Annotated in this window: 20 protein-coding genes; 11 read left to right on the top strand and 9 right to left on the bottom strand. The window is 44.9% G+C overall.

Going from position 1 to position 18,820, the window contains the following annotated elements; genetic code table 11:
• Positions 1-42: 42 nt before the first annotated feature.
• From ftsX to HMPREF3190_RS01255, 4 genes are all read right to left on the bottom strand, one after another.
• Positions 43-954, bottom strand: a complete 912-nt coding sequence (gene ftsX / locus HMPREF3190_RS01235) for a permease-like cell division protein FtsX (RefSeq protein WP_066779525.1) — start codon at positions 952-954, stop codon at positions 43-45.
• Positions 947-1,783 carry a cell division ATP-binding protein FtsE gene (gene ftsE / locus HMPREF3190_RS01240; protein ID WP_066779528.1) on the bottom strand — a complete coding sequence of 279 codons (837 nt, stop codon included), beginning with the start codon at positions 1,781-1,783 and terminating at the stop codon, positions 947-949. Before ftsE ends, ftsX begins: the two co-directional genes overlap by 8 nt.
• Before the next feature lie 204 nt (positions 1,784-1,987).
• A complete protein-coding gene (locus tag HMPREF3190_RS01250) occupies positions 1,988-2,965 on the bottom strand; it encodes a transketolase family protein (RefSeq protein WP_066779533.1) in 978 nt (325 codons plus the stop codon).
• Positions 2,966-2,974: 9 nt separating this feature from the next.
• On the bottom strand, positions 2,975-3,799 hold the full coding sequence (locus tag HMPREF3190_RS01255; protein WP_066779779.1) for a transketolase: 825 nt from the start codon (positions 3,797-3,799) through the stop codon (positions 2,975-2,977).
• 338 nt (positions 3,800-4,137) lie between these two features.
• Between HMPREF3190_RS01255 and HMPREF3190_RS01260 the strand changes: the two genes are divergently transcribed.
• Both HMPREF3190_RS01260 and HMPREF3190_RS01265 read left to right on the top strand, forming a co-directional pair.
• Positions 4,138-4,758, top strand: coding sequence for a class I SAM-dependent methyltransferase (locus HMPREF3190_RS01260; protein ID WP_066779535.1), 621 nt, complete (start codon positions 4,138-4,140; stop codon positions 4,756-4,758).
• 293 nt (positions 4,759-5,051) lie between these two features.
• Positions 5,052-5,435 carry a hypothetical protein gene (locus tag HMPREF3190_RS01265; RefSeq protein ID WP_066779538.1) on the top strand — a complete coding sequence of 128 codons (384 nt, stop codon included), beginning with the start codon at positions 5,052-5,054 and terminating at the stop codon, positions 5,433-5,435.
• Here HMPREF3190_RS01265 and HMPREF3190_RS01270 read toward each other — a convergent pair.
• A complete protein-coding gene (locus tag HMPREF3190_RS01270; protein WP_066779541.1) occupies positions 5,407-5,604 on the bottom strand; it encodes a hypothetical protein in 198 nt (65 codons plus the stop codon). The genes HMPREF3190_RS01265 and HMPREF3190_RS01270 overlap by 29 nt on opposite strands.
• A 24-nt stretch (positions 5,605-5,628) precedes the next feature.
• The gene (locus tag HMPREF3190_RS01275; RefSeq protein WP_066779543.1) at positions 5,629-6,699 is read right to left on the bottom strand and encodes a helix-turn-helix transcriptional regulator; all 1,071 of its coding nucleotides are present in this window, start codon (positions 6,697-6,699) and stop codon (positions 5,629-5,631) included.
• An 89-nt stretch (positions 6,700-6,788) separates the two neighbouring features.
• Here HMPREF3190_RS01275 and HMPREF3190_RS01280 point away from each other — a divergent pair, with 89 nt between their 5' ends.
• The gene (locus tag HMPREF3190_RS01280) at positions 6,789-8,108 is read left to right on the top strand and encodes a sodium-dependent transporter (RefSeq protein WP_066779547.1); all 1,320 of its coding nucleotides are present in this window, start codon (positions 6,789-6,791) and stop codon (positions 8,106-8,108) included.
• A gap of 31 nt (positions 8,109-8,139) precedes the next feature.
• A complete protein-coding gene (locus tag HMPREF3190_RS01285; RefSeq protein ID WP_066779549.1) occupies positions 8,140-9,435 on the top strand; it encodes an MFS transporter in 1,296 nt (431 codons plus the stop codon).
• A 179-nt stretch (positions 9,436-9,614) separates the two neighbouring features.
• Here HMPREF3190_RS01285 and HMPREF3190_RS01290 read toward each other — a convergent pair whose 3' ends face one another.
• The gene (locus HMPREF3190_RS01290; protein WP_066779560.1) at positions 9,615-10,676 is read right to left on the bottom strand and encodes a DNA/RNA non-specific endonuclease; all 1,062 of its coding nucleotides are present in this window, start codon (positions 10,674-10,676) and stop codon (positions 9,615-9,617) included.
• Positions 10,677-10,905: 229 nt separating this feature from the next.
• Positions 10,906-12,255, bottom strand: coding sequence for a C1 family peptidase (locus HMPREF3190_RS01300; protein WP_066779565.1), 1,350 nt, complete (start codon positions 12,253-12,255; stop codon positions 10,906-10,908).
• Positions 12,256-12,472: 217 nt separating this feature from the next.
• On the opposite strand from HMPREF3190_RS01300, the gene HMPREF3190_RS01305 reads away from it, so the two are divergent.
• Complete coding sequence (locus HMPREF3190_RS01305; RefSeq protein WP_082715059.1) at positions 12,473-13,465, top strand: P-loop NTPase; 993 nt, start codon at positions 12,473-12,475, stop codon at positions 13,463-13,465.
• A gap of 214 nt (positions 13,466-13,679) precedes the next feature.
• Here the strand turns inward: HMPREF3190_RS01305 and HMPREF3190_RS01310 are convergent, their stop codons facing one another.
• Positions 13,680-14,072 (bottom strand): type I restriction enzyme endonuclease domain-containing protein, encoded by a 393-nt coding sequence (locus HMPREF3190_RS01310; protein ID WP_066779567.1) that lies wholly within the window; start codon positions 14,070-14,072, stop codon positions 13,680-13,682.
• Between HMPREF3190_RS01310 and HMPREF3190_RS01315 the strand changes: the two genes are divergently transcribed.
• From HMPREF3190_RS01315 to HMPREF3190_RS01335, 6 genes are all read left to right on the top strand, one after another.
• On the top strand, positions 14,023-14,742 hold the full coding sequence (locus tag HMPREF3190_RS01315; RefSeq protein ID WP_449675961.1) for a recombinase zinc beta ribbon domain-containing protein: 720 nt from the start codon (positions 14,023-14,025) through the stop codon (positions 14,740-14,742). The two genes, HMPREF3190_RS01310 and HMPREF3190_RS01315, sit on opposite strands and share 50 nt — an antisense overlap.
• 26 nt (positions 14,743-14,768) lie before the next feature.
• Positions 14,769-14,945 (top strand): hypothetical protein, encoded by a 177-nt coding sequence (locus HMPREF3190_RS07525; RefSeq protein WP_449675963.1) that lies wholly within the window; start codon positions 14,769-14,771, stop codon positions 14,943-14,945.
• A gap of 110 nt (positions 14,946-15,055) precedes the next feature.
• A complete protein-coding gene (locus HMPREF3190_RS01320) occupies positions 15,056-15,646 on the top strand; it encodes an MptD family putative ECF transporter S component (protein WP_082715061.1) in 591 nt (196 codons plus the stop codon).
• 6 nt (positions 15,647-15,652) lie between these two features.
• Positions 15,653-16,381 (top strand): energy-coupling factor transporter transmembrane component T, encoded by a 729-nt coding sequence (locus tag HMPREF3190_RS01325; RefSeq protein ID WP_066779577.1) that lies wholly within the window; start codon positions 15,653-15,655, stop codon positions 16,379-16,381.
• On the top strand, positions 16,378-17,847 hold the full coding sequence (locus tag HMPREF3190_RS01330) for an ABC transporter ATP-binding protein (RefSeq protein ID WP_066779579.1): 1,470 nt from the start codon (positions 16,378-16,380) through the stop codon (positions 17,845-17,847). Before HMPREF3190_RS01325 ends, HMPREF3190_RS01330 begins: the two co-directional genes overlap by 4 nt.
• The gene (locus HMPREF3190_RS01335) at positions 17,844-18,806 is read left to right on the top strand and encodes a helix-turn-helix domain-containing protein (RefSeq protein WP_066779580.1); all 963 of its coding nucleotides are present in this window, start codon (positions 17,844-17,846) and stop codon (positions 18,804-18,806) included. The genes HMPREF3190_RS01330 and HMPREF3190_RS01335 overlap by 4 nt, the downstream gene beginning before the upstream one ends.
• The last annotated feature ends 14 nt before the right edge of the window (positions 18,807-18,820 follow it).

An 18,820-nucleotide genomic window follows, 5' to 3' on the forward strand; every position in this document is an offset into this window, starting at 1 on the left:
TTCGTATGATCTGCTTATTATGCTGCACGAACTACCCTATCACTATACCTTCAAATAGCGGCGCATAGCAAAGCTCGAGCCAATAAGACCGATAATTAAGCCTGCAAGCACGAGCACGACGTACACCATGGCATACACACTCATGGAAACATCTAATGCTAAAAATGCAAGCGCCGATTGAATACCTGGCATAACCGTGCGGCGCATAATTTCAAGGATTACCACCGCAAGCAGCGAGCCAATAAGCGCATGCAAGGCACCTTCCATCAAAAACGGCCCTCGAATAAAACCATTCGAAGCACCCACCAAGCGCATGATGGAAATTTCCTTACGGCGCGCCAAAATAGCCAAACGGATAGTGTTATTTATGAAGATAAGCGCAATAAAGATAAGCAGCGCTACCAACGCTACGCCAATATAGCGAATGTATGACGTAACAGAAAATAAGCGCTCTACTGTTTTTTGACCATAATTAATAGATGCAGACGGATTAGCTGGTTCATCACAAATGTTCTTAAAGGTATCGTCAGCAGCTAAACGTTGTGCAATCGTTTCAACAAGTTTTGGATCGGACAAAGAAATAGTAATTGATGCGGGAAGCGGGTTTGAATCGCCCAGCTGATTAGCAATATCAGAATTGGCATTCATCTCACGAAACTTCTCAAGTGCGCCTTCTTTAGAAATGTAATCAACGTGCGCTACACCGCTTTGAGACGCAAGAGAGCTTTTGAGCTTTTGAATATCGTGCTGTGAAGCATTATCGCCCAAATACGCAGTTATCGAAACTTCACTTTCGACTGACCGTACTACCCGGTCAATCATCGCACCACCTACCAAAAACACGCCAATTATCAGCAATGATAAGAAGATAGTAACGATAGAGCCAAGTGCTGTTGACAAATTACGCGAAAAACCTCGCAGTGATTCTTTGAAAAAATAAAAGAAACTAGACATTAAAACCATACACTCCTCTGTCTTGATCGCGCGTGAGGTGACCACGATCGAGTGCGATTACGCGGCGGCGCATATTGTCGACCATTTCGCGGTCGTGCGTTGCTACTAACACTGTTGTACCTGTTCTATTGATGCGTTCAAGCAAATCCATAATGCCACGAGATGTTTGTGGATCTAAATTACCAGTTGGCTCATCGCAAATAAGCAAGGGAGGACGGTTAACAATGGCACGAGCAATCGACACGCGCTGCTGTTCTCCACCTGAAAGCTGATCGGGCATTTTGCGAAGTTTTTCCTGCAAACCAACCAAGCGCAGCACTTCAGGTACCTGTGTTTTGATAACATGTTTACTTTTGCCAATTACTTCAAGTGCAAATGCGACATTTTCAAACACTGTTTTATTTGGCAGAAGCTTAAAATCTTGAAATACGCAGCCAATGTTACGGCGCAAATAAGGCACACGCCAATTACGCATCGTTCCAAGATCTTCATCGGCAATAATAATGGAACCTTTGGTAGGTTTAATTTCTCGAATAAGCGAGCGAATCATGGTTGTTTTACCCGACCCTGAATGCCCTACTAAAAATACAAATTCCCCAGCATATATCTGAAGCGACACATCGTCAAGCGCTGGCTTATTGGGTTGAGCGGCATAAATTTTTGTAACATGATTAAATGTTATGACGGGTGTTCCTGTTTGTTCGGGAATATCTTCAACGCCCAAAACGGGCAACGACTGCGATAAATGAGCCGTTTTTTGGCGTGCAGCACTACCCGCATGGCGAGCGCTCGCATGCCTTGTATGTTCCTGATTTGAAATGCCTGCCAAGAGAATACTCCGTTCTTCTTGATACTTTACGTGCCACCTTTGTAGCACCAATTGCGAAATCCGCAACTACAACGCTGCTGCAAGGCATTACAGCTCGTTTAATTATACCTTATATTGAAAAAAACAGCACTGCAAGTAGCTATGCAGTGCGTCTAACATGCATTCATCGTGCGCTCAAAGCAACAACACCCACGATGTGCGTTTTTATGATTTGGTAGCAAGTCCATCCTGTACAGCAGCAACAATAGCGGCTGCATCAAGCTTGAAATAAGAAAGCAACTCGCTAAACTCGCCCGATTTTCCAAAATGGTCATGCATACCAACACCGCGCATAAGCGTAGGACAACGCGCTGATAGGCACTCAGAAACCGCACTATATAAGCCTCCTATCAGGCTGTGTTCTTCTGCACATACCACAAAACGCGTTTTGCGCGCCGAAGCTTCAATGGTATCGCCATCAAGTGGCTTTATGGAAAAAGCATCGATTACTTCTGCGGAAATACCGTCGCGCTCCAGCATATCAGCCGCTTTCAGCGCTTCGTTTACTTCTACTCCACACGCAACAATCGTCACGTCGCTGCCTTCCCGAACCACATACGCCTTACCAAGTTCAAATGCCATATGCTCATCATAGACAGCATTAACACTTGCACGTCCCATACGAACATACATCGGCCCTGGTGTAGCAGCGGCAATACGCAATGCTTGAACCGCAGCATTATAATCAGCAGGAACTAACACTTTCATGTTGGGCAAACCACGCATCAACGAAATATCTTCAAGCATCTGATGACTTCCGCCATCAGGCCCAACTGAAATACCTGCGTGCGTTGGACACACTTTAACATTAAGGTTGCTATAACAAACCGTATTGCGAATTTGATCGTAAGCGCGCCCGGTGCCAAACACAGCAAACGAACCTGTGTAAGCAATTTTGCCAGTAAGTGAAAGACCTGCGGCAACGTCAATCATGTTTTGTTCTGCAATGCCCGTATTAAACAAACGACGCGCATACTCATCGCAGCGCGCTGCAAACTTTGCTGTGGTTGTTGAGCCGCTCAAATCGGCATCAACGGCAACAACATCTACGCCTTCATCGGCAAGAGCCGCTAACGTTACACCAAATGCCGCACGTGTTGCTTTTTTTTCTTCACATTGAGCCTTGTTGGCACGTAGTATCATAATGTCTCCTTAGGCTTGCTGTTCAAGTTCTACCAATGCATCGTGAAGCTGCTGCTCATTAGGCGCTTTACCATGCCATCCTACTTGATTTTCCATAAACGAAACACCTTTTCCTTTAATGGTATGAGCAATAATAGCCTGAGGAACACCTTGTTTTTGCTCGCGCGCCTGCGTCAAAATATCAACCAGCGCCGATATATCGTGACCGTCAACGTCATACGTTTTCCAACCAAAGGCTTCAAACTTACGTGCAACATCGCCTGGATCGCATACTTTTTCCGTTGGACCATCAATTTGCAAGCCATTTCTATCAATGATAGCAACAAGATTGTCAAGATGGCGATGGGCTGCAAACATAGCGGCTTCCCACACCTGGCCTTCTTGGCATTCGCCATCGCCGAGCAGGGTAAACACCATTTGAGATGTACCGTCAAGCTTGAAACCAGCAGCCATACCACATGAAATAGACAAGCCCTGACCAAGCGATCCCGTTGACACTTCTACACCAGGAACAAGCCTGCAATCGGGATGACCCTGCAAGCGTGAGCCTAGTTTACGCAAGGTAACAAGCTCATCAACGGGAATATATCCAACTTGCGCCAGCGTTGCATACAGCGCAGGAGCAGCATGACCTTTTGAAAGTACAAAGCGATCACGCGTGGGCATATGCGGATTCTTAGCATCGTAGCGCATCACATTGCCAAAATAGAGTGCGCATAAAATGTCGATGCACGACAACGAGCCACCAGGATGACCGCTGCCTGCAGCAGCAATACTTTTTAGAATGTTGATACGCATTTCCCGAGATATAGTTGAGAGCGCGTCAGAAGACATAAGCACAACGCCTTTCTTTGAAATATGCCTGTGCGGCATACAGCCGCTGCCATAGCTATCTTGCAAGCTTTCACAAGACAAACAATGGCATTTTACCATTTTCACTGAGAAACTACGCCGCGCGACACGCACATTCGCGCAAATTTCTTATTTAGACTTGGTGTGCACAGGCAAAAGAGTACAATGAGCATAGTATTTGCACTGTGTTTGACGCTCAAAACAGAGCGGCGTGTTTTATGCGATACGGAGCGTTCGATGTCGTACCGAGCACTCGGTGCTGTACTACTCTGCAGCAAAGCTACTATGCAGCTAAAACATTCAAGGATAAGGAGGAACCAATGCCAACACAACCTGAAAGCAATCCTGCATTTCCCGAAGGTGAAGGCGGAGCACAGATGCTCACGCGCATGAACAGCGGCGCGCATGAACAGCTGGCACAATGGGGTCTATCGTTTATTGATCTTCGTTACAAAATGTTTGGTCTTGATGTGGGCTGCGGTGGCGGTGCAAACATAGAACGCCTGCTCAATGGCATGCCGCGTGGTACCGTTGATGGCATCGATCATTCTAATTTGGCAGTGCGCATGTCATGTGAGCATAATGCACAAGCTATCGACTTGGGCAGATGTCGTGTGCAATACGCAGAAGTAGAACATTTGCCTTTTGCAAAGGAATCGTTTGATATTGTAACGGGCTTTGAAACAATTTATTTTTGGCGTGATGCGCTTAGCGGGTTAAAAGAGATTCACCGTGTTCTAAAACCAGCAGGAGAATTGCTTATTTGTAACGAAACCAACGGTGAAAACCCTGAAATTATTGAATTTGCAAAAACAATTCCAGGTATGCAAGTATACAATGCAACTGGTTTCAAAAGTATGTTTAAAAATGCAGGATTTAGCAAAATAGATATTCACGAAAATCCTGAAACAGGAGCGCTTGCTGTTATTGGAACAAAATAAGCGCATCCTATCTGGTAGGCGTACACGGTGTGGTGTGCAAGCAAACACTGCATGCCACACCTTACACCACTGCCGAGTTAACACCACATTTTAGCACAGGTATCTAAACGTGCATTGAATAATGCTATTATGCGTTTCACAAGCACTAATGTAGAATTATTTCTCAACTACGCAACAAGCTTGTCAATTTGGTTTCTAAAAAGCAACAAAAATAAAAAACATTCTCTAACGTCACGTGTCCTTTTTTAGTATTCCCTATACTAAAACGCATAAGGGAACAAAAGGATGAGTGAATGACACAATCGGACGACATCATCGATGTAGAGCCCGTTACATCGTCAAGAACACGACTATCAGAAATTGACCGAAAAAAACCAAACTCAACACGTTTAGGTAGTAACAAAACACGTCTTGGGTTCATCGAACGTATGAAGCGCATTTCTGAACGTCATGAACAGCGGAAACGCAAACGTGAAGCCGACTTGCTACGCGGCGACATTCTTGCTGTACTGTTTACGAAAGTGCGCGCACTTATCCAAATATTTTTAGGCTTGATAGTTATTCTTGTTGGACTGCCCTTGCTTGTTTACCCACATCCAGGCTTATTGCTTATCATTGTAGGATGTGCGCTTGTTCTCAGCGGAGTTTTTATTTTGTATCAAAGTCACACCCAATAAGAACGCGTTGCATCACACGTGTCACGCCACAATCGCGAACGCGTTTCAGCACGTCACGAACGTGCGGCGTCATGTCACGAACGTGCAGCGTCACGTCATGAACGCAATACCAGATCTTCGCAATATTCCCCTGCTGAACGCTTCGTGCCGCGAGCGCCACATCACACATACCAACTCCCCGTGCACGCCTTCACTATGATTCGTACAAGATAACGCCCAACGCATCAACATTGCCCTCGTCAAGCGCGCGCATGTCGTTTTTAAACGCTGCATCACTCATCAGTGATCGCAACAAACGAATAAGAGGGCGCGTATATTCGGTTTTTACAACTACCATATCAATCCATTCATCTTGCAACGGTGTAAAACGCAAACACGATGCGCTGGTATGCAACGCTTCGCGCGCAACAGCAACATCACTTGCGCCAACTTCAATAAGATGAGAAACGCTTTGCTCGCCAAAATGCTCTTGTGCATAGCCCTCAATCGTTGAACTCCGTGCATCAAGCAAGCGAAGTCGCTGGTCAAGCAAGATACGTTCACCGCAACCACGCTCTCGATTTGCTAAACGCACATTTTCTTTCAACAAACTGCCCCATGATAAAAACGCGCCAGATGAGCGCTGATGATACAAAAAACCAACTTTGCGTTTATACAGGCGAAATATGATAAGTGAAATGCCTGGAACAAGACGCAATGCATATGCAACATTATAAGAATTAGTTTTCAAGTCGAATAAATTAGTAACTGCCATATGAGCGCTGCCTGCATAGAGGGCAGAAAGAGCGGCATATGAGCTGCACCGATAGCGCTGCGTGAGCAAGCCCTCACCACTGCACCGCGCCGCAATCACATCTGCAGCGCGCAAATCACTTGCTACAATATAGCTTGAATGTACCAAAGGATGATTACTAATAGATGCAATCTCAGGATTTAAGCACAAAGAGTTTGTATCGCCGTGTGAAAAAGATACGCCAGGCCAGGGAGTATTCTGAACAAACGCGCTTGATGCACAAGCTGCATGCCCCTGTTGAGCTGCAGCAGCATCGTCTACGCCAGCAATAGCACCACGGCCAGCACGAACAGCATCCCCACGCCGTGTTGAATTAAGATAATCGTGTACGTCAGACAAAGTAAAGCGCAACTTGCGTCCAATGCGATATGAAGAGATGACACCTTCTTTTGCCATTTGATAAACAGAGTTCTTCGCAATTTGCAAATACTGCGCAACTTCTTCAGCGCTTAAGGAATCATCTGCACGCATAGTAACATTTCTCTTTCATCATGGTATGATTACCGTTATCATTTTATAGGAATACGGCGTTCTTGGTAAGTCAAACGTAAGGAAGTCTTGTGGCAAACCGTGAAACTTTTAGCAGCAAACGCGGGTTTATTCTCGCGTGCATTGGCTCGGCAGTTGGCATGGGGAACATCTGGCTATTCCCAACGCGCATCTCGGCGTATGGCGGAGCAACGTTTTTGATACCCTACCTGCTGTTTGTTCTCCTTATTGCATCAACAGGTGTGATTGGCGAAATGAGCTTTGGTCGCTTTACTAAATCGGGGCCTATTGGAGCATTTGCGCGTGCCACAAAAATGCGTTTTGGTTCGGAGACACCAGGTAAAATTATAGGAATCGTGCCTGTTCTTTCATCGCTGTGCATGGCAATTGGCTACTCGATTGTTGTAGGGTGGATTCTTACGTATGCTGTCGCATCATTTATTCCTGCTGCACCGCTCGCGCCCAGTGTCGAAAGCTTTGCGGCAACGTTTGGCCAGGTAGCAGGCGATAATATGCCGTTTCAAATAGTTGCTATGGTAGGCGTAATTGCCATTATGGCACTTGGTGTTACGCGCGGCATTGAACGCATCCACTTCATTATGATGCCGCTGTTTTTCGTGATGTTTATTGGCCTTGCGCTGTATGCAGCTACGCTCCCAGGCGCGCTCAATGGTTACCGCTACGTTTTTATGCTTGATCCACGCGGGTTGCTTGACCCGCTTGTGTGGGTATACGCGCTTGGCCAGGCATTTTTCAGCTTGTCAATTGCCGGAAACGGCACGCTTATTTACGGCTCGTATTTAGACGACAAAGAGAACATCCCGCAATCGGCAAAATACGTTGCTATTTTTGACACCTTAGCTGCGGTTATTGCATCGCTTGTAATTATTCCGGCAATGGCATCGGCAGGTCAAACGCTCTCAAGCGGCGGACCTGGACTTATGTTTATCTACCTTCCTCATCTGTTTGCAGGAATGCCAGGTGGTGCACTGTTCCAAATTATTTTCTTTGTTGCTGTGCTGTTTGGTGGATTTACGTCGCTTATCAACTTATACGAAGCGCCCATCGCAACACTGCAAGAAATACTGCACGTAAAACGCACAACAGCCGTATGCTGTATCGGCGTTATCGGCATTATTGTTGGCTTGGCAATTCGTCCGATTGTTGCGCAATGGATGGACGTGCTTTCCATTTACTTCTGCCCTATCGGTGCACTCCTGGCGGCAATTATGTTTTTCTGGTTTATAAAAAAACCAATTGTTCTCGAACAAGTTTCAAAAGGAAGAAATCGTCCGCTTTCGCTTGTATTTTTCTACTTAGCGCGTTACGCTTTTTGCCCCATAGTGCTTATTATACTTATTGTTGGATGCGTTATGGGAGGAATCGGATAAGCTTCGCACACGCATAAAGGAATGCATTTACATGACAAGCAAACTGTACACACGTGATGCGCTCTGTTTGATGGGCGCATCGTTTTTTTTCATGTTCTCGACAATGCTGGTAACACCGCTGATAAACGGCTATTCTTCGGCGCTTGGCGCGCATGAAGTTTTCGCGGGCGTCGTTACGGGTTCGATGAGCATAATTGCCCTAATTTTACGCCCGTTAGCTGGGAATTTGTCTGACCACATCTCAAAATATCGCCTGTCGGTAATTGGCAGCGTGCTTATTTTTATCGGCGTTGTGGGCTATTGCATAAGCCCCACAAGCCAGCTGTTGCTTCTTTTTCGCCTGGTGAACGGTGTAGGATTTGTTCTTGCTACCGTTTGCATGACAACATGGCTAAGCTTTGTAGTGCCGCGTGAACATGTTGGCGAAGCGATGGGTATGTATGGCCTGATGAATGCGCTTGCAATGGCTGTTGCGCCCGCAATCGGCATTGCGCTGTATAACGTGATTGGCTATCGCGAAACCTTTGTGCTGAGCGCTGTTGCAGCGTTGCTGGTGTTTTTTCTGGTGCAATGCGTTCAGAATAAAGGAGAAGCGCCACTGGTTGCAAAACGAACAGCGCAGCATGAAGATGCTGATGGCAAGAGCGTAGATACGTCCACGCGTAAAGGCACAAGTGCTGGGGCTGACGGCGCGGGTATTGTTGCAAAACGAAACAAGCGCGCTTCATGGACACAAGCATTCAAAAACGTGCGCGTGTTCCAAAAAAACGCCTTCCCCATTACTTTGCTGATGCTGTGCTTTTCGATGCCCTATTTTGCAACGCAAGCCGACCTTGTAGAGTATCTCCAACATATCGAAAGTCCTGTTTCAGCAGGCTTGTTCTTCATTTTTTATGCAATTATTTTACTGGTTATACGCTTATTCTTTAAGAAATACTTTGACCGTGTTCGTTATGGTGTATGGTTCTGGGTGTGCCTTTTTGCAACAATTGCCTTTTTGGTCAGTATGATGTTTGTGCATACCCTTGGATTAATGATACTGTCAGCTGGCCTTTTATCAGTTGGTTATGGCATTATCTACTCGGTGAATCAAGCAACCGCCATGATGCTTGCACCTATGAAAGAACAAGGTCTTGCCAGTTCCACCTTTTATTTTGGAATTGACCTTGCCATGGTAATTGCACCTATTCTTGGAGGGTGCTTATTCGCATTCGTGCCTATTCAGGCATTTTATCCGAGCTTGTTGGCGTTTTTGCCCGTGGCTCTTATCGTGTATTGCGTCTACAGAAAACAACTGAACCAAGCAGTTTCACATCGCACGTGGTAAGGTGCAGGTTGCCGAAAGCGCGGATCAATAAAGGATTGTGACAATAACGGGAATATGCAACGCCCTGCAAGCGAGGAACTGCATGCACTCAAAAGCTGGCACGCGAACGACTGACACCCATACCAACAGGGGCATTATAACCAAGCCGCGCAGCAGGCGCTATTCTTCCTGATTATCTACTAGTTCTTCCAGAAGTTGCCCGTTTTATAGTCGATAGTAAAACCAGGCGCCACATTAAACACTTCAAGCTTGCGACTTAAATGACCATCAGCCGACTGCATATTTACAATAACACTGCGCGGCACTAACTCATCGCCCACATAGAGCGGCGTTACGAGGTAATACAGCGCTCCATCAGGGTTTTTCTTAAAATATGAGCGAGCCATACTTTCTGGACCCGCCATACCACCATACCCACGATTATCGCCTACGTTTTGTACACGCGTACCCGTAACCATATTGTACGCTTTGTCGTCTCCACCCAAAAAATGAGCTATAAGGTGTGAGCGATTATAGAAATACCCATGATAAACGGTATTATTTTTATCATTAAAACTAATTTCAACACGCTGATTATTATGCCAACCCGATGGGTGAATAGATGATATATTCTCTCGAGGACGTGTGCCAACATCTAAATTTTCATGCGTAAGAAGCGCGTAAGCGCTGCCTGTGCGCCCGAGCGAATCGAGTGCAGAATAGCGAATTTCACCAGGTGCAAGGTTGAGCGCTGCCGAAATATCAGCGTGTCCAAGATAGCGAAAGAAGTTACGGTCGCGCTGGGGGTTAAACTCGGAGGGAACCTGCCCTGCCGACACGTGCGCATCTTCTGCCGCTCCGCTGGAATTTGCCTTGCTCTGCGCTCCTGCATTGTCCTTTGCGGCAGAGCTACCCGTTCCCTTACCTGAGGCGCTGCTGTTCACGTGTTGAGCATCGTAGAGCGCGCTGCGTTGTTGCTGCGCTGTTGAAGAAGCGTACGTATCGAAATCTTTTGCCGATAACGAAGGAATGTCCGAGGAAGATGTGCGGTGTGCCGCGCTTTGCACCGCTTTTTCGTGATCCTGCATCAAGCCTGGTAAAAACAGGAAAAGACATATTGCAATGGTGCAGATAGTTGCAACAACAGAGCGCTTATGGCTTGACGCATCAAGCGCATTGTTGTGCGGTGCCTGCTTTGACGACGCACCAGTATCGTTTTCCTTCTTGAGGCTATTGAGGATTTTTAGGCTATTGTTTTTCACGGTTCTCCTGCGTTTCTGCATAAAACCTTGCAGTACTTACACGCGCGCAGCAGCACATGTGTTTACGGGAACGGAAACGTGGGTACACGCGCGTGCACCCACACGTTGCTGCTTTCATTTGCACACGTCAGCGCCCATGTGCGCAAGCGCGCACGAGGGGCATGTTCCAATACGTCAGCGCTCATTTGCGCGCCGGTGCACGAAAGCGCGTTCCCGCACGTTAGCTGCTTTATGCAAGCGAGCCCATAGGATCCCATGGATCAAGCACAATCGGCGTATCGCTTTCAAAAAGTGCACGCTTATCAGCGGGAAGATATTTCTTATCAACAACCACTTGATACACGTACTCATCAAACCATGAATCAGCAAGCGTATCAAAACCGTCCTTGCCGTGATCATCGCCCCAGCTATTCTCAACTTTCCACAAGCTTGGCTTACCATCAGCGTCAAAATTTACACCCTCAAGCACCATAGCGTGCGTCATCAGCGACTCACCATAATCAAGCCGCGCCGCCTTATCGAAACCAGCCATAATGTCAAAGCCGAACAGCGTGTCAATATCAAGCGCATCCAAATCCATAATGCCCTCTTCGCGCAAAAACGACTGCATCACATCGCAACCAAACCACACAGGCAAATTGTCTTTCAGCTGGGCAATGGCTGCATCTTTCAGCTCTTGAGGCGTAAGGTTGATATAGCGAACACCACCCGCTTCAACAACATTTCCTAAACGTGAAACGGTATAAACCCTGTTAAATGGCTTGTCTGCGGTGGGCGCAGAAATAAGCGAAATGTAGTCGTCAAGATTAAGCGCGACAGCTTCCTTGAAAAATTCAAGCGGCGTGAACGTACCACTGAGCGCAAGCTTATCGTCTTTATCGCGCAAACGAACATCGAACTTCGCAGGTGGTTGACCTAAACAGGTTACCAGCAACGAATAAACATTTTGCATATACGTTTTCTTCATGCTGCGAAGGTGCTCAACCGTTGAACCCTGCGCATGCGCATCGCGCAGCTGTTTTGCGCACAAACGCAGATAACGTGTAAGGTAGGTATCAAGGTCAGATGTATTGCTTGAACAGGCTGTTTCTGGCATTGCTTCCTTAGGACACACGCCATATTTAGATACAAGCGCCTTAAACATATCCCACTGACCACCATCAGAAATAGGGTCAGTTAACAAGAACGACACTTCACGACTGTTTACTGGCTGTTCACACGTGTCGATAATGTTCTCGAAGAACCAGTTGCTTTTTTCAAGCTTATCCCAGAACAACGGGTATGCTTGTGAAAGTTCAAACGTTGAAAGCTTGTATTTTTTCATAACGCGCATGCGCATGGTATTTAAGGATGCGAACATCCAGCAGCGCCCCGAGCGTTTCTGATTTGTGCGCTTACCTTGCTTTACTTCAACATCAAACACGGTGGTGTTTTTAGCTACCTGTTCAGGCACGCGTGCAACATCGCGCACGCCTTTTCCACAAACAGCATTCTTGGCTATAATGTGCGATTTGTCGGCAAAAAAAGCAGCTTGAGCTGTATCTATATCGCTGGGTGTAATGCATACTGTTTTATCCATTACTCTATCCTTTCATCTGTTCTACCACTTCCATTATACCTATAGTAGTAAGCATTACGTGCTACACGACATCCTGCACAAAATTACTAAGCTGCGGGCACATTTTTCGAAAAACAAGAAAGCGACAATTTGTATTTTTGTTCACGCTCGGCAAAACTTGACGTACAATAAAATTGCGATGCACAAAGCCATCGCACTACTATGAGAAGGGGACACTATGAGTGAACAAGGGTGTGGCTCAGGAGGCTGCTCAAGTTGCGGAGTCGCAGGCTGCGGATCTCGCACTGCACCTATAGAAATGCCGAAAAATGCACGTAAAAATGTATCGCATATTGTTGGTGTTGTATCAGGAAAAGGTGGCGTAGGCAAATCGCTTGTTACGTCGCTGCTTGCAAGTGAAATGCGCAAACGCGGGTTTAAGGTTGGTATTCTTGATGCTGATATTACCGGACCTTCTATTCCAAAAACCTTTGGAGTAAGCAACCGTGTATCCGCTGATGCTGATGGTATTAACCCAGCGCTTAGCAACAGCGGCATCAAAATTATGTCTATTAACTTAATGCTCCCACAAGACGACATTCCGGTGGCGTGGCGTGGCCCTGTTATTACGGGTATTCTTAAGCAATTTTGGGAAGAAACAAACTGGGAAGACCTCGACTATTTGTTTGTCGATATGCCGCCGGGAACATCAGATGTATTTCTAACGGTTATGCAAACCTTCCCTATTGACGGTATTGTAACTGTTTCTGCACCTCAAGAGCTTGTTGCCATGATTGTAGGTAAAGCAGTGAACTTAGCACACGATATGGACGTTTCGGTGCTGGGGCTGGTTGAGAACATGGCGTACTTTAAGTGCGACGAATGCAGCAAAGAGCACTATATTTTTGGAGAACCGCAGGGTCGCTTCGTTGCAAAGCGCTATCAAATTCCTGCGTATGCAACGCTGCCGCTTGATCCGGCTTTTGCGCATCTGTGCGATATGGGCAAAGTTGAAGAGTATGACGTTGATCATAAGCTGGATACGATTATCGAACAAATCGAACTGGCAGCAAAACAAGCAGACGAGAAAAAAGCCGCTGAAAAAGCAGCCAGTGCGAATGCTGACGCTGCTGGTGCGGCTGACGAAAAAGCAGCTGATACGGCGAACGCTGCTGCTAGCACGAACGCTGGTGCTGACGCTGCGCAAGGAAGTGCTCCCGAACAGCACTAAATTCGCGCGGGCACTTAGCATAAGGTCTCAGGCATCGAAAAAGCCCCTCGTAGTGAGGGGCTTCAATAAGAGATTAAAGAAAACCAGCTGAAAGCATTTAAGCGGGGATATAAGAAATGACGACCATACAAGAGTAGAAATAATTTGTGTGGTCGTTTTCTTATGCTCGGGTACCGATACTTTTATTTTGCTAATTGGCGTTCAAATGCCTTACTTAATTTTTCTTGCTATATGAAGCACCATCCTCTTCAACTAACATAGATTGCGACATGGGAGCAGAATTAGCAAACAAATCAAACTTACTTCCTAGGGTTGTTTCAGCATGCTCCTCAAAATTTTCTACCTGCTCCATAACCTTTATAAAGACTTCAGGACAATACCTTGGCGGATACCCGTTCTTAACCAAACAAATCTTGACATCAAGCTTTAACTGATTCCGTACATTCTGATTGTTGAGCCAGTCTGCAAATGAAGACTTAGTATCGATGATTTCTTTAACCTTTCTAGCAAGCTCCTTACACTTATCATTTATAACAACACCATTGACTTCTTTGTCAATGCCATATTCAAAATTATGCTGGTCACGAAGAGCAATCAAAAATATCATAGAATGCCTTTTCTTCAAAGGTCAATCCTATTTTACGGAAACTCTCTCGATTTTCGTCGCACTCTTGCAAAAGTCATTCACCACAAACTTTCTCACCAAAGAGCACAAGGTAAATGAAGGTGAAATCCCGCAGTACTATGTGACGGGAAACCATGAAGCCATCATTGAACCGGAGGCCTGGGAACTCGTACAACGCGAGATGGAGAGGCGCAAAAGTGAAAAAGGAAGGCACAGCGGTGTGAGACTATTCTCCGGCAAGGTCTACTGCAGAGAATGCGGAACAAGGCTCGGTTCAAAAGTCTGGCATTCCACAGACAAATACAAGCAAGTCATTTGGCAATGCAATAAGCACTGCAAGAAAAACTCTCCCTGCAAAAACGGAATGCATCTTACCGATGAGGAGCTAAAAACTGCCGTCCTTTCTGCGACTAACAAGCTCATAGAAAATAAAGATGAGATTCTTAATGGCTTACAAGAGATTGTCGGAGGCGTTTGTGATACTCATACCTTGGAAGGCGAAAAAACAAAGCTGGAAAGTGAGATGGATGTCTGTGCCAAGATGATCGAAGATCTTATCCGCCAAAATGCTGCCATCCCGCAAGACCAGAGCGAGTACCAAGCAAAGTACGAAGACCTGGAACGCTTCTACAATGATAAAAAGCGGCCTTAGCGAAGATCGAAGGAAAGCTCAAAAAGATGCAGGCGACCAAAGCCGATATCAAGTTCTGCCTGAAGCAGCTACAAAAACAAGACAGGCTTCTGCAAACATTCGACGAACAGAGCTTCTGTGCTCTTGTAGATCATATCACGGTATTCAGCAAAGAAGACATCCGCATAACCTTCAGAAATGACTCAGAAATCAAGGTTCTATAAAATGTCCGAATGGAGCTTTTTATTTTAATCGGGGTTGAATGAAATCCCCTTAACGAGGTTTAATCAAATGGGCTAAGTTAGCATTTTCTAACTCAATGGAGGTTAATCGTATGAAAAAATCATCTGGAATTAAAGCAAAAGATTTGATCACAACAGGGATTTTTACTGCCATTATGTTTGTTCTTTGCATGGCAGTAGCAATGCTGGGTTACATGCCAATATTTATTCCGCTTTTAGGCATCATCCTGCCGCTTATTGACGGTATTCCGTATGTGTTGTTTGTGAGCAAAACGAAGAAGTTTGGACTTATAACCATTATGGGATTTTTGCTTGGGCTGCTAATCGGGGTCATGGGAATGGGCGTATATGCACCTTTCACCGGACTTATCGCAGGCCTTTTAGCGGATTTGTTATTAAAATCCTCGGATTATTCCAGTACAAAAAAAGTAATTCTCAGCAAAGGTATTTTTTCAATATGGCTGATCGGCAACTATATTCCTATTGTTATTAGCCGTGATGCTTATTATCAAAATTTAGCACAAGGCGGTTACGGAAAGGCCTATGCGGATGCACTTATGAAGGTTATTCCGGACTGGAGTTTGATCCCATTACTTGTAGGCATATTTATCGCGGGCATCCTTGGTGCTTTGATTGGACGTTCCCTTCTAAAAAAGCAATTCGAACGCGCCGGGATTGTGTAATCCATCATGCAGCCTATTCAAACGCGATCAAAAAAAGAATTTCTTGATCCTCGAACAAAAATACTTCTTGTCTTTACCATCGCTGCTGTCGTTGTGGGAGGAGGACATGGATATTGGCTGGCCCCGATTCGAATACTTCTTATATCCGTTCCCTTTATACTGTTTCTTATTGAAAGCAAGTGGAAATATGCCGCCATATATGCCATTTTATTCACGGCGGCCTATGTAGGGCAGATATATCTTTTGCCGCTCGTTACCGGATTTTTAGGTTTTCTGTTGGTGGCTTTTTGCGGTATTTTTGTTCGCATGATGCCGGGGCTTGCCATGGGTACCTATTTGATCAGCTCAACGAAAATCAGCGAGTTCATGGCAGCAATGGAACGCATGCGTGTTTCTACCAAGATTACGATTCCACTTTCCGTTGTTTTTCGCTTTTTTCCTACCATCTTGGAAGAGTATCACGCCATAGCCGATGCAATGAAAATGAGAGGCATCTCTTTAGGTGGTTCAAAACCGTGGAAAACTGTGGAATATCGTTTGGTTCCGCTGATGGTGTCCTGCGTAAAAATCGGTGACGAACTTTCCGCATCTGCTTTAACACGTGGCTTAGGCGCGCCGATTAGGCGCACCAATGTCTGTAAAATTGGATTCCATTTGCAGGATATACTCTTTCTGATGCTTTGCCTTGTTAGCTTGTGTGTACTTATCTTTTATATGATCGGAGGTTCGTCATGATAGAAATAAGAAATTTTTCTTTTTCCTATACATCCTCTGACCAAAGTACACTTAAAAATATCAATCTGAGAATCCCTGACGGTCAATGCGTTCTTTTAACGGGAATGTCCGGATGCGGTAAGACGACCATAATACGAGCTTTAAATGGACTTATTCCTCATTACTATGAAGGGAATAGTTTGGGAAGTGTATCTGTTTTTGGTAAAAGTCCACAAACGCTTGCCCTGTATGAACTCGCGCCGATTGTTGGCTGCGTATTTCAGAATCCCCGCAGCCAGTTTTTTAATGTAGATACGGATAGTGAACTGGTTTTTGCCTGTGAAAATTTAGGTATGTCAAAAGAAGATATTCGATTGCGCTTTAACAAAATCGTATCCTCTTTGCATATTGAAAGATTGATGGGAAAGAGTTTGTTTCATCTTTCTTCTGGAGAAAAACAAAAAATTGCTTGTGCCTCTGTGGCTGTGCTTTCTCCCAATCTTGTTCTTATGGATGAGCCAAGTGCTAATCTTGATTTTTCCGCTATCGCAAATTTGCAAGGGATGATACGATTTTGGAAAGATGAGGGAAAAACAATCGTTATTGCCGAGCATCGCATCCATTATTTAAAAAATTTAGTGGATCGTGTGATATTGCTTGATGCCGGCGAGATGATCGGAGACTATCAAGGCGTTAACTTTTTCGAGTTACCGAGTTCGTTTTATGAAACGCATGGGATACGTATTCCGGACATAAAACAGCTTTCATTTGGAGCTTCCGATTCATTATCGCCGACGAAAGATTTTTTAGAGCTTTACGATGTGAATTTTTCCTACCACAATACGCAAAGCGTATTGAATATTCCGAAGCTTCAACTTCCTCTGGGAAGGGCAACAGCTCTCATAGGTTCAAACGGTGCCGGCAAGTCCACTTTTGCCAAACTTCTTTGCGGGCTGGTGAAAAAAGATAAAAGCAAACTGCTCTATAAAAACAAGACTTTTCCACCTAAAAAAAGACGTGATCTGACCTATCTTGTGCAACAGGAAGTAAATCATCAGTTGTTTACAGAAACGGTTATGGAAGAGCTTTTGATTTCTCAGGAAGAAGAAAATCATTCTGCAGCCGAGGCAATACTCCAAGAACTCCATCTGGATGGCTTTAAAGATGAACATCCCATGTCTCTTTCAGGAGGGCAAAAGCAGCGTGTTGCAGTAGCCTCCGCTCTGATGAGCAATCGAGATGTGTTAATCTTTGATGAGCCGACCAGTGGTCTTGATTTGGAAAACATGCAGCGTTTTGCACAAATTATAAAGAGAATAATTCTTTTAGGAAAAACATGCTTAATTATTACTCATGATCCGGAGTTTATCGCTCTTGCCTGTCAGCATATTATTGAAATGAAAGATGGGCAGATTAAGGAGCAATATGATTTGAACCAGACGACAGTACAGAAATTGCAGAATTTTTTTAGAGAGGAGGTTTCATGACAATGAACGCCTTGGGTAATATGGGAGATAATATCACAATGCAGAAACGAGAAGATGGCAGTTCTATCTTTTTTTTGCATGATGACACCGGCTTGGGGACGATGACTTGCTACTCCCCTTTCGAAGGCGTTTTTGTGCTTTTTAATGACTTTCATCTCAAAACTTGTTACTCAGCTTTCAAGCCACATCAATCGATGTTCACCATTGATTACTGTAAAGAAGGAAGAATAGAAAATAGCATTCATCCGGAAAAGTACACTTATATCAGTGCTGGTGATTTGCAGATGGAAGTACGCACCCAGCATTGCGGAGAGTTTTACTTTCCACTTAAACACTATCACGGAATCACAATCAGCATTCTCTTTCCGCAGGGTTCTGAAACGATAAGGACATTATTAAACGGATTTCCGGTTGATGTGGAAAATTTGAAAAACAAATTCTGTAGAACGTCAAAAGGCTATGAAACCTTTATTATGCGCTCCAATCCACAAACGAACCATATCTTAGCCGAAATTTATCAAATTCCTGAAAAAGATAGAGTTCCTTATCTGAAAATTAAGGTATTAGAACTTCTTCTTTATTTGGATGGTATGGATATTTCTTTAGCAAAACAACAAAACGACTATTTAAATTTCGCCCAAGTAACTAAAATCAAATCTTTGGAAAAAAGGTTGACTTCACATCTTGACCGATTTTATACGTTAACCGAATGTTCGAGTTCCATTGATATGCCACTCACATCTATGAAAAAAGCGTTCAGAATTATTTATGGAAAATCGATTTATGCCTATATGAAAGAGTATCGCGTTAATGCAGCGGCTTTGCTCTTACAAGATTCATCGAAGAGCATACTTGAAATTGCGAATGATTTAGGCTACCAAAACCCATCCAAGTTTTCAGCTGCCTTCAAGTCCCTTCGTGGATTAACGCCACGAGACTATAGAAAAACTCTTGTCTGAACGGGGCTGTTTTC

The sequence above is a fragment of the Umbribacter vaginalis genome, from assembly GCA_001552935.1.
Classification (GTDB): Bacteria; Actinomycetota; Coriobacteriia; order Coriobacteriales; family Eggerthellaceae; genus Berryella; species Berryella vaginalis.

Bases quoted from the DNA above. Each gene is read 5' to 3' on its own strand.
- ftsX (WP_066779525.1), bottom strand. From the start codon at position 954: ATGTCTAGTTTCTTTTATTTTTTCAAAGAATCACTGCGAGGTTTTTCG.
- HMPREF3190_RS01250 (WP_066779533.1), bottom strand. From the start codon at position 2,965: ATGATACTACGTGCCAACAAGGCTCAATGTGAAGAAAAAAAAGCAACA.
- HMPREF3190_RS01255 (WP_066779779.1), bottom strand. From the start codon at position 3,799: ATGTCTTCTGACGCGCTCTCAACTATATCTCGGGAAATGCGTATCAAC.
- HMPREF3190_RS01260 (WP_066779535.1), top strand. From the start codon at position 4,138: ATGCCAACACAACCTGAAAGCAATCCTGCATTTCCCGAAGGTGAAGGC.
- HMPREF3190_RS01265 (WP_066779538.1), top strand. From the start codon at position 5,052: ATGACACAATCGGACGACATCATCGATGTAGAGCCCGTTACATCGTCA.
- HMPREF3190_RS01270 (WP_066779541.1), bottom strand. From the start codon at position 5,604: ATGTGTGATGTGGCGCTCGCGGCACGAAGCGTTCAGCAGGGGAATATT.
- HMPREF3190_RS01275 (WP_066779543.1), bottom strand. From the start codon at position 6,699: ATGCGTGCAGATGATTCCTTAAGCGCTGAAGAAGTTGCGCAGTATTTG.
- HMPREF3190_RS01285 (WP_066779549.1), top strand. From the start codon at position 8,140: ATGACAAGCAAACTGTACACACGTGATGCGCTCTGTTTGATGGGCGCA.
- HMPREF3190_RS01300 (WP_066779565.1), bottom strand. From the start codon at position 12,255: ATGGATAAAACAGTATGCATTACACCCAGCGATATAGATACAGCTCAA.
- HMPREF3190_RS01305 (WP_082715059.1), top strand. From the start codon at position 12,473: ATGAGTGAACAAGGGTGTGGCTCAGGAGGCTGCTCAAGTTGCGGAGTC.
- HMPREF3190_RS01315 (WP_449675961.1), top strand. From the start codon at position 14,023: ATGCCATATTCAAAATTATGCTGGTCACGAAGAGCAATCAAAAATATC.
- HMPREF3190_RS01310 (WP_066779567.1), bottom strand. From the start codon at position 14,072: ATGATATTTTTGATTGCTCTTCGTGACCAGCATAATTTTGAATATGGC.
- HMPREF3190_RS07525 (WP_449675963.1), top strand. From the start codon at position 14,769: ATGCAGGCGACCAAAGCCGATATCAAGTTCTGCCTGAAGCAGCTACAA.
- HMPREF3190_RS01320 (WP_082715061.1), top strand. From the start codon at position 15,056: ATGAAAAAATCATCTGGAATTAAAGCAAAAGATTTGATCACAACAGGG.
- HMPREF3190_RS01325 (WP_066779577.1), top strand. From the start codon at position 15,653: ATGCAGCCTATTCAAACGCGATCAAAAAAAGAATTTCTTGATCCTCGA.
- HMPREF3190_RS01330 (WP_066779579.1), top strand. From the start codon at position 16,378: ATGATAGAAATAAGAAATTTTTCTTTTTCCTATACATCCTCTGACCAA.
- HMPREF3190_RS01335 (WP_066779580.1), top strand. From the start codon at position 17,844: ATGACAATGAACGCCTTGGGTAATATGGGAGATAATATCACAATGCAG.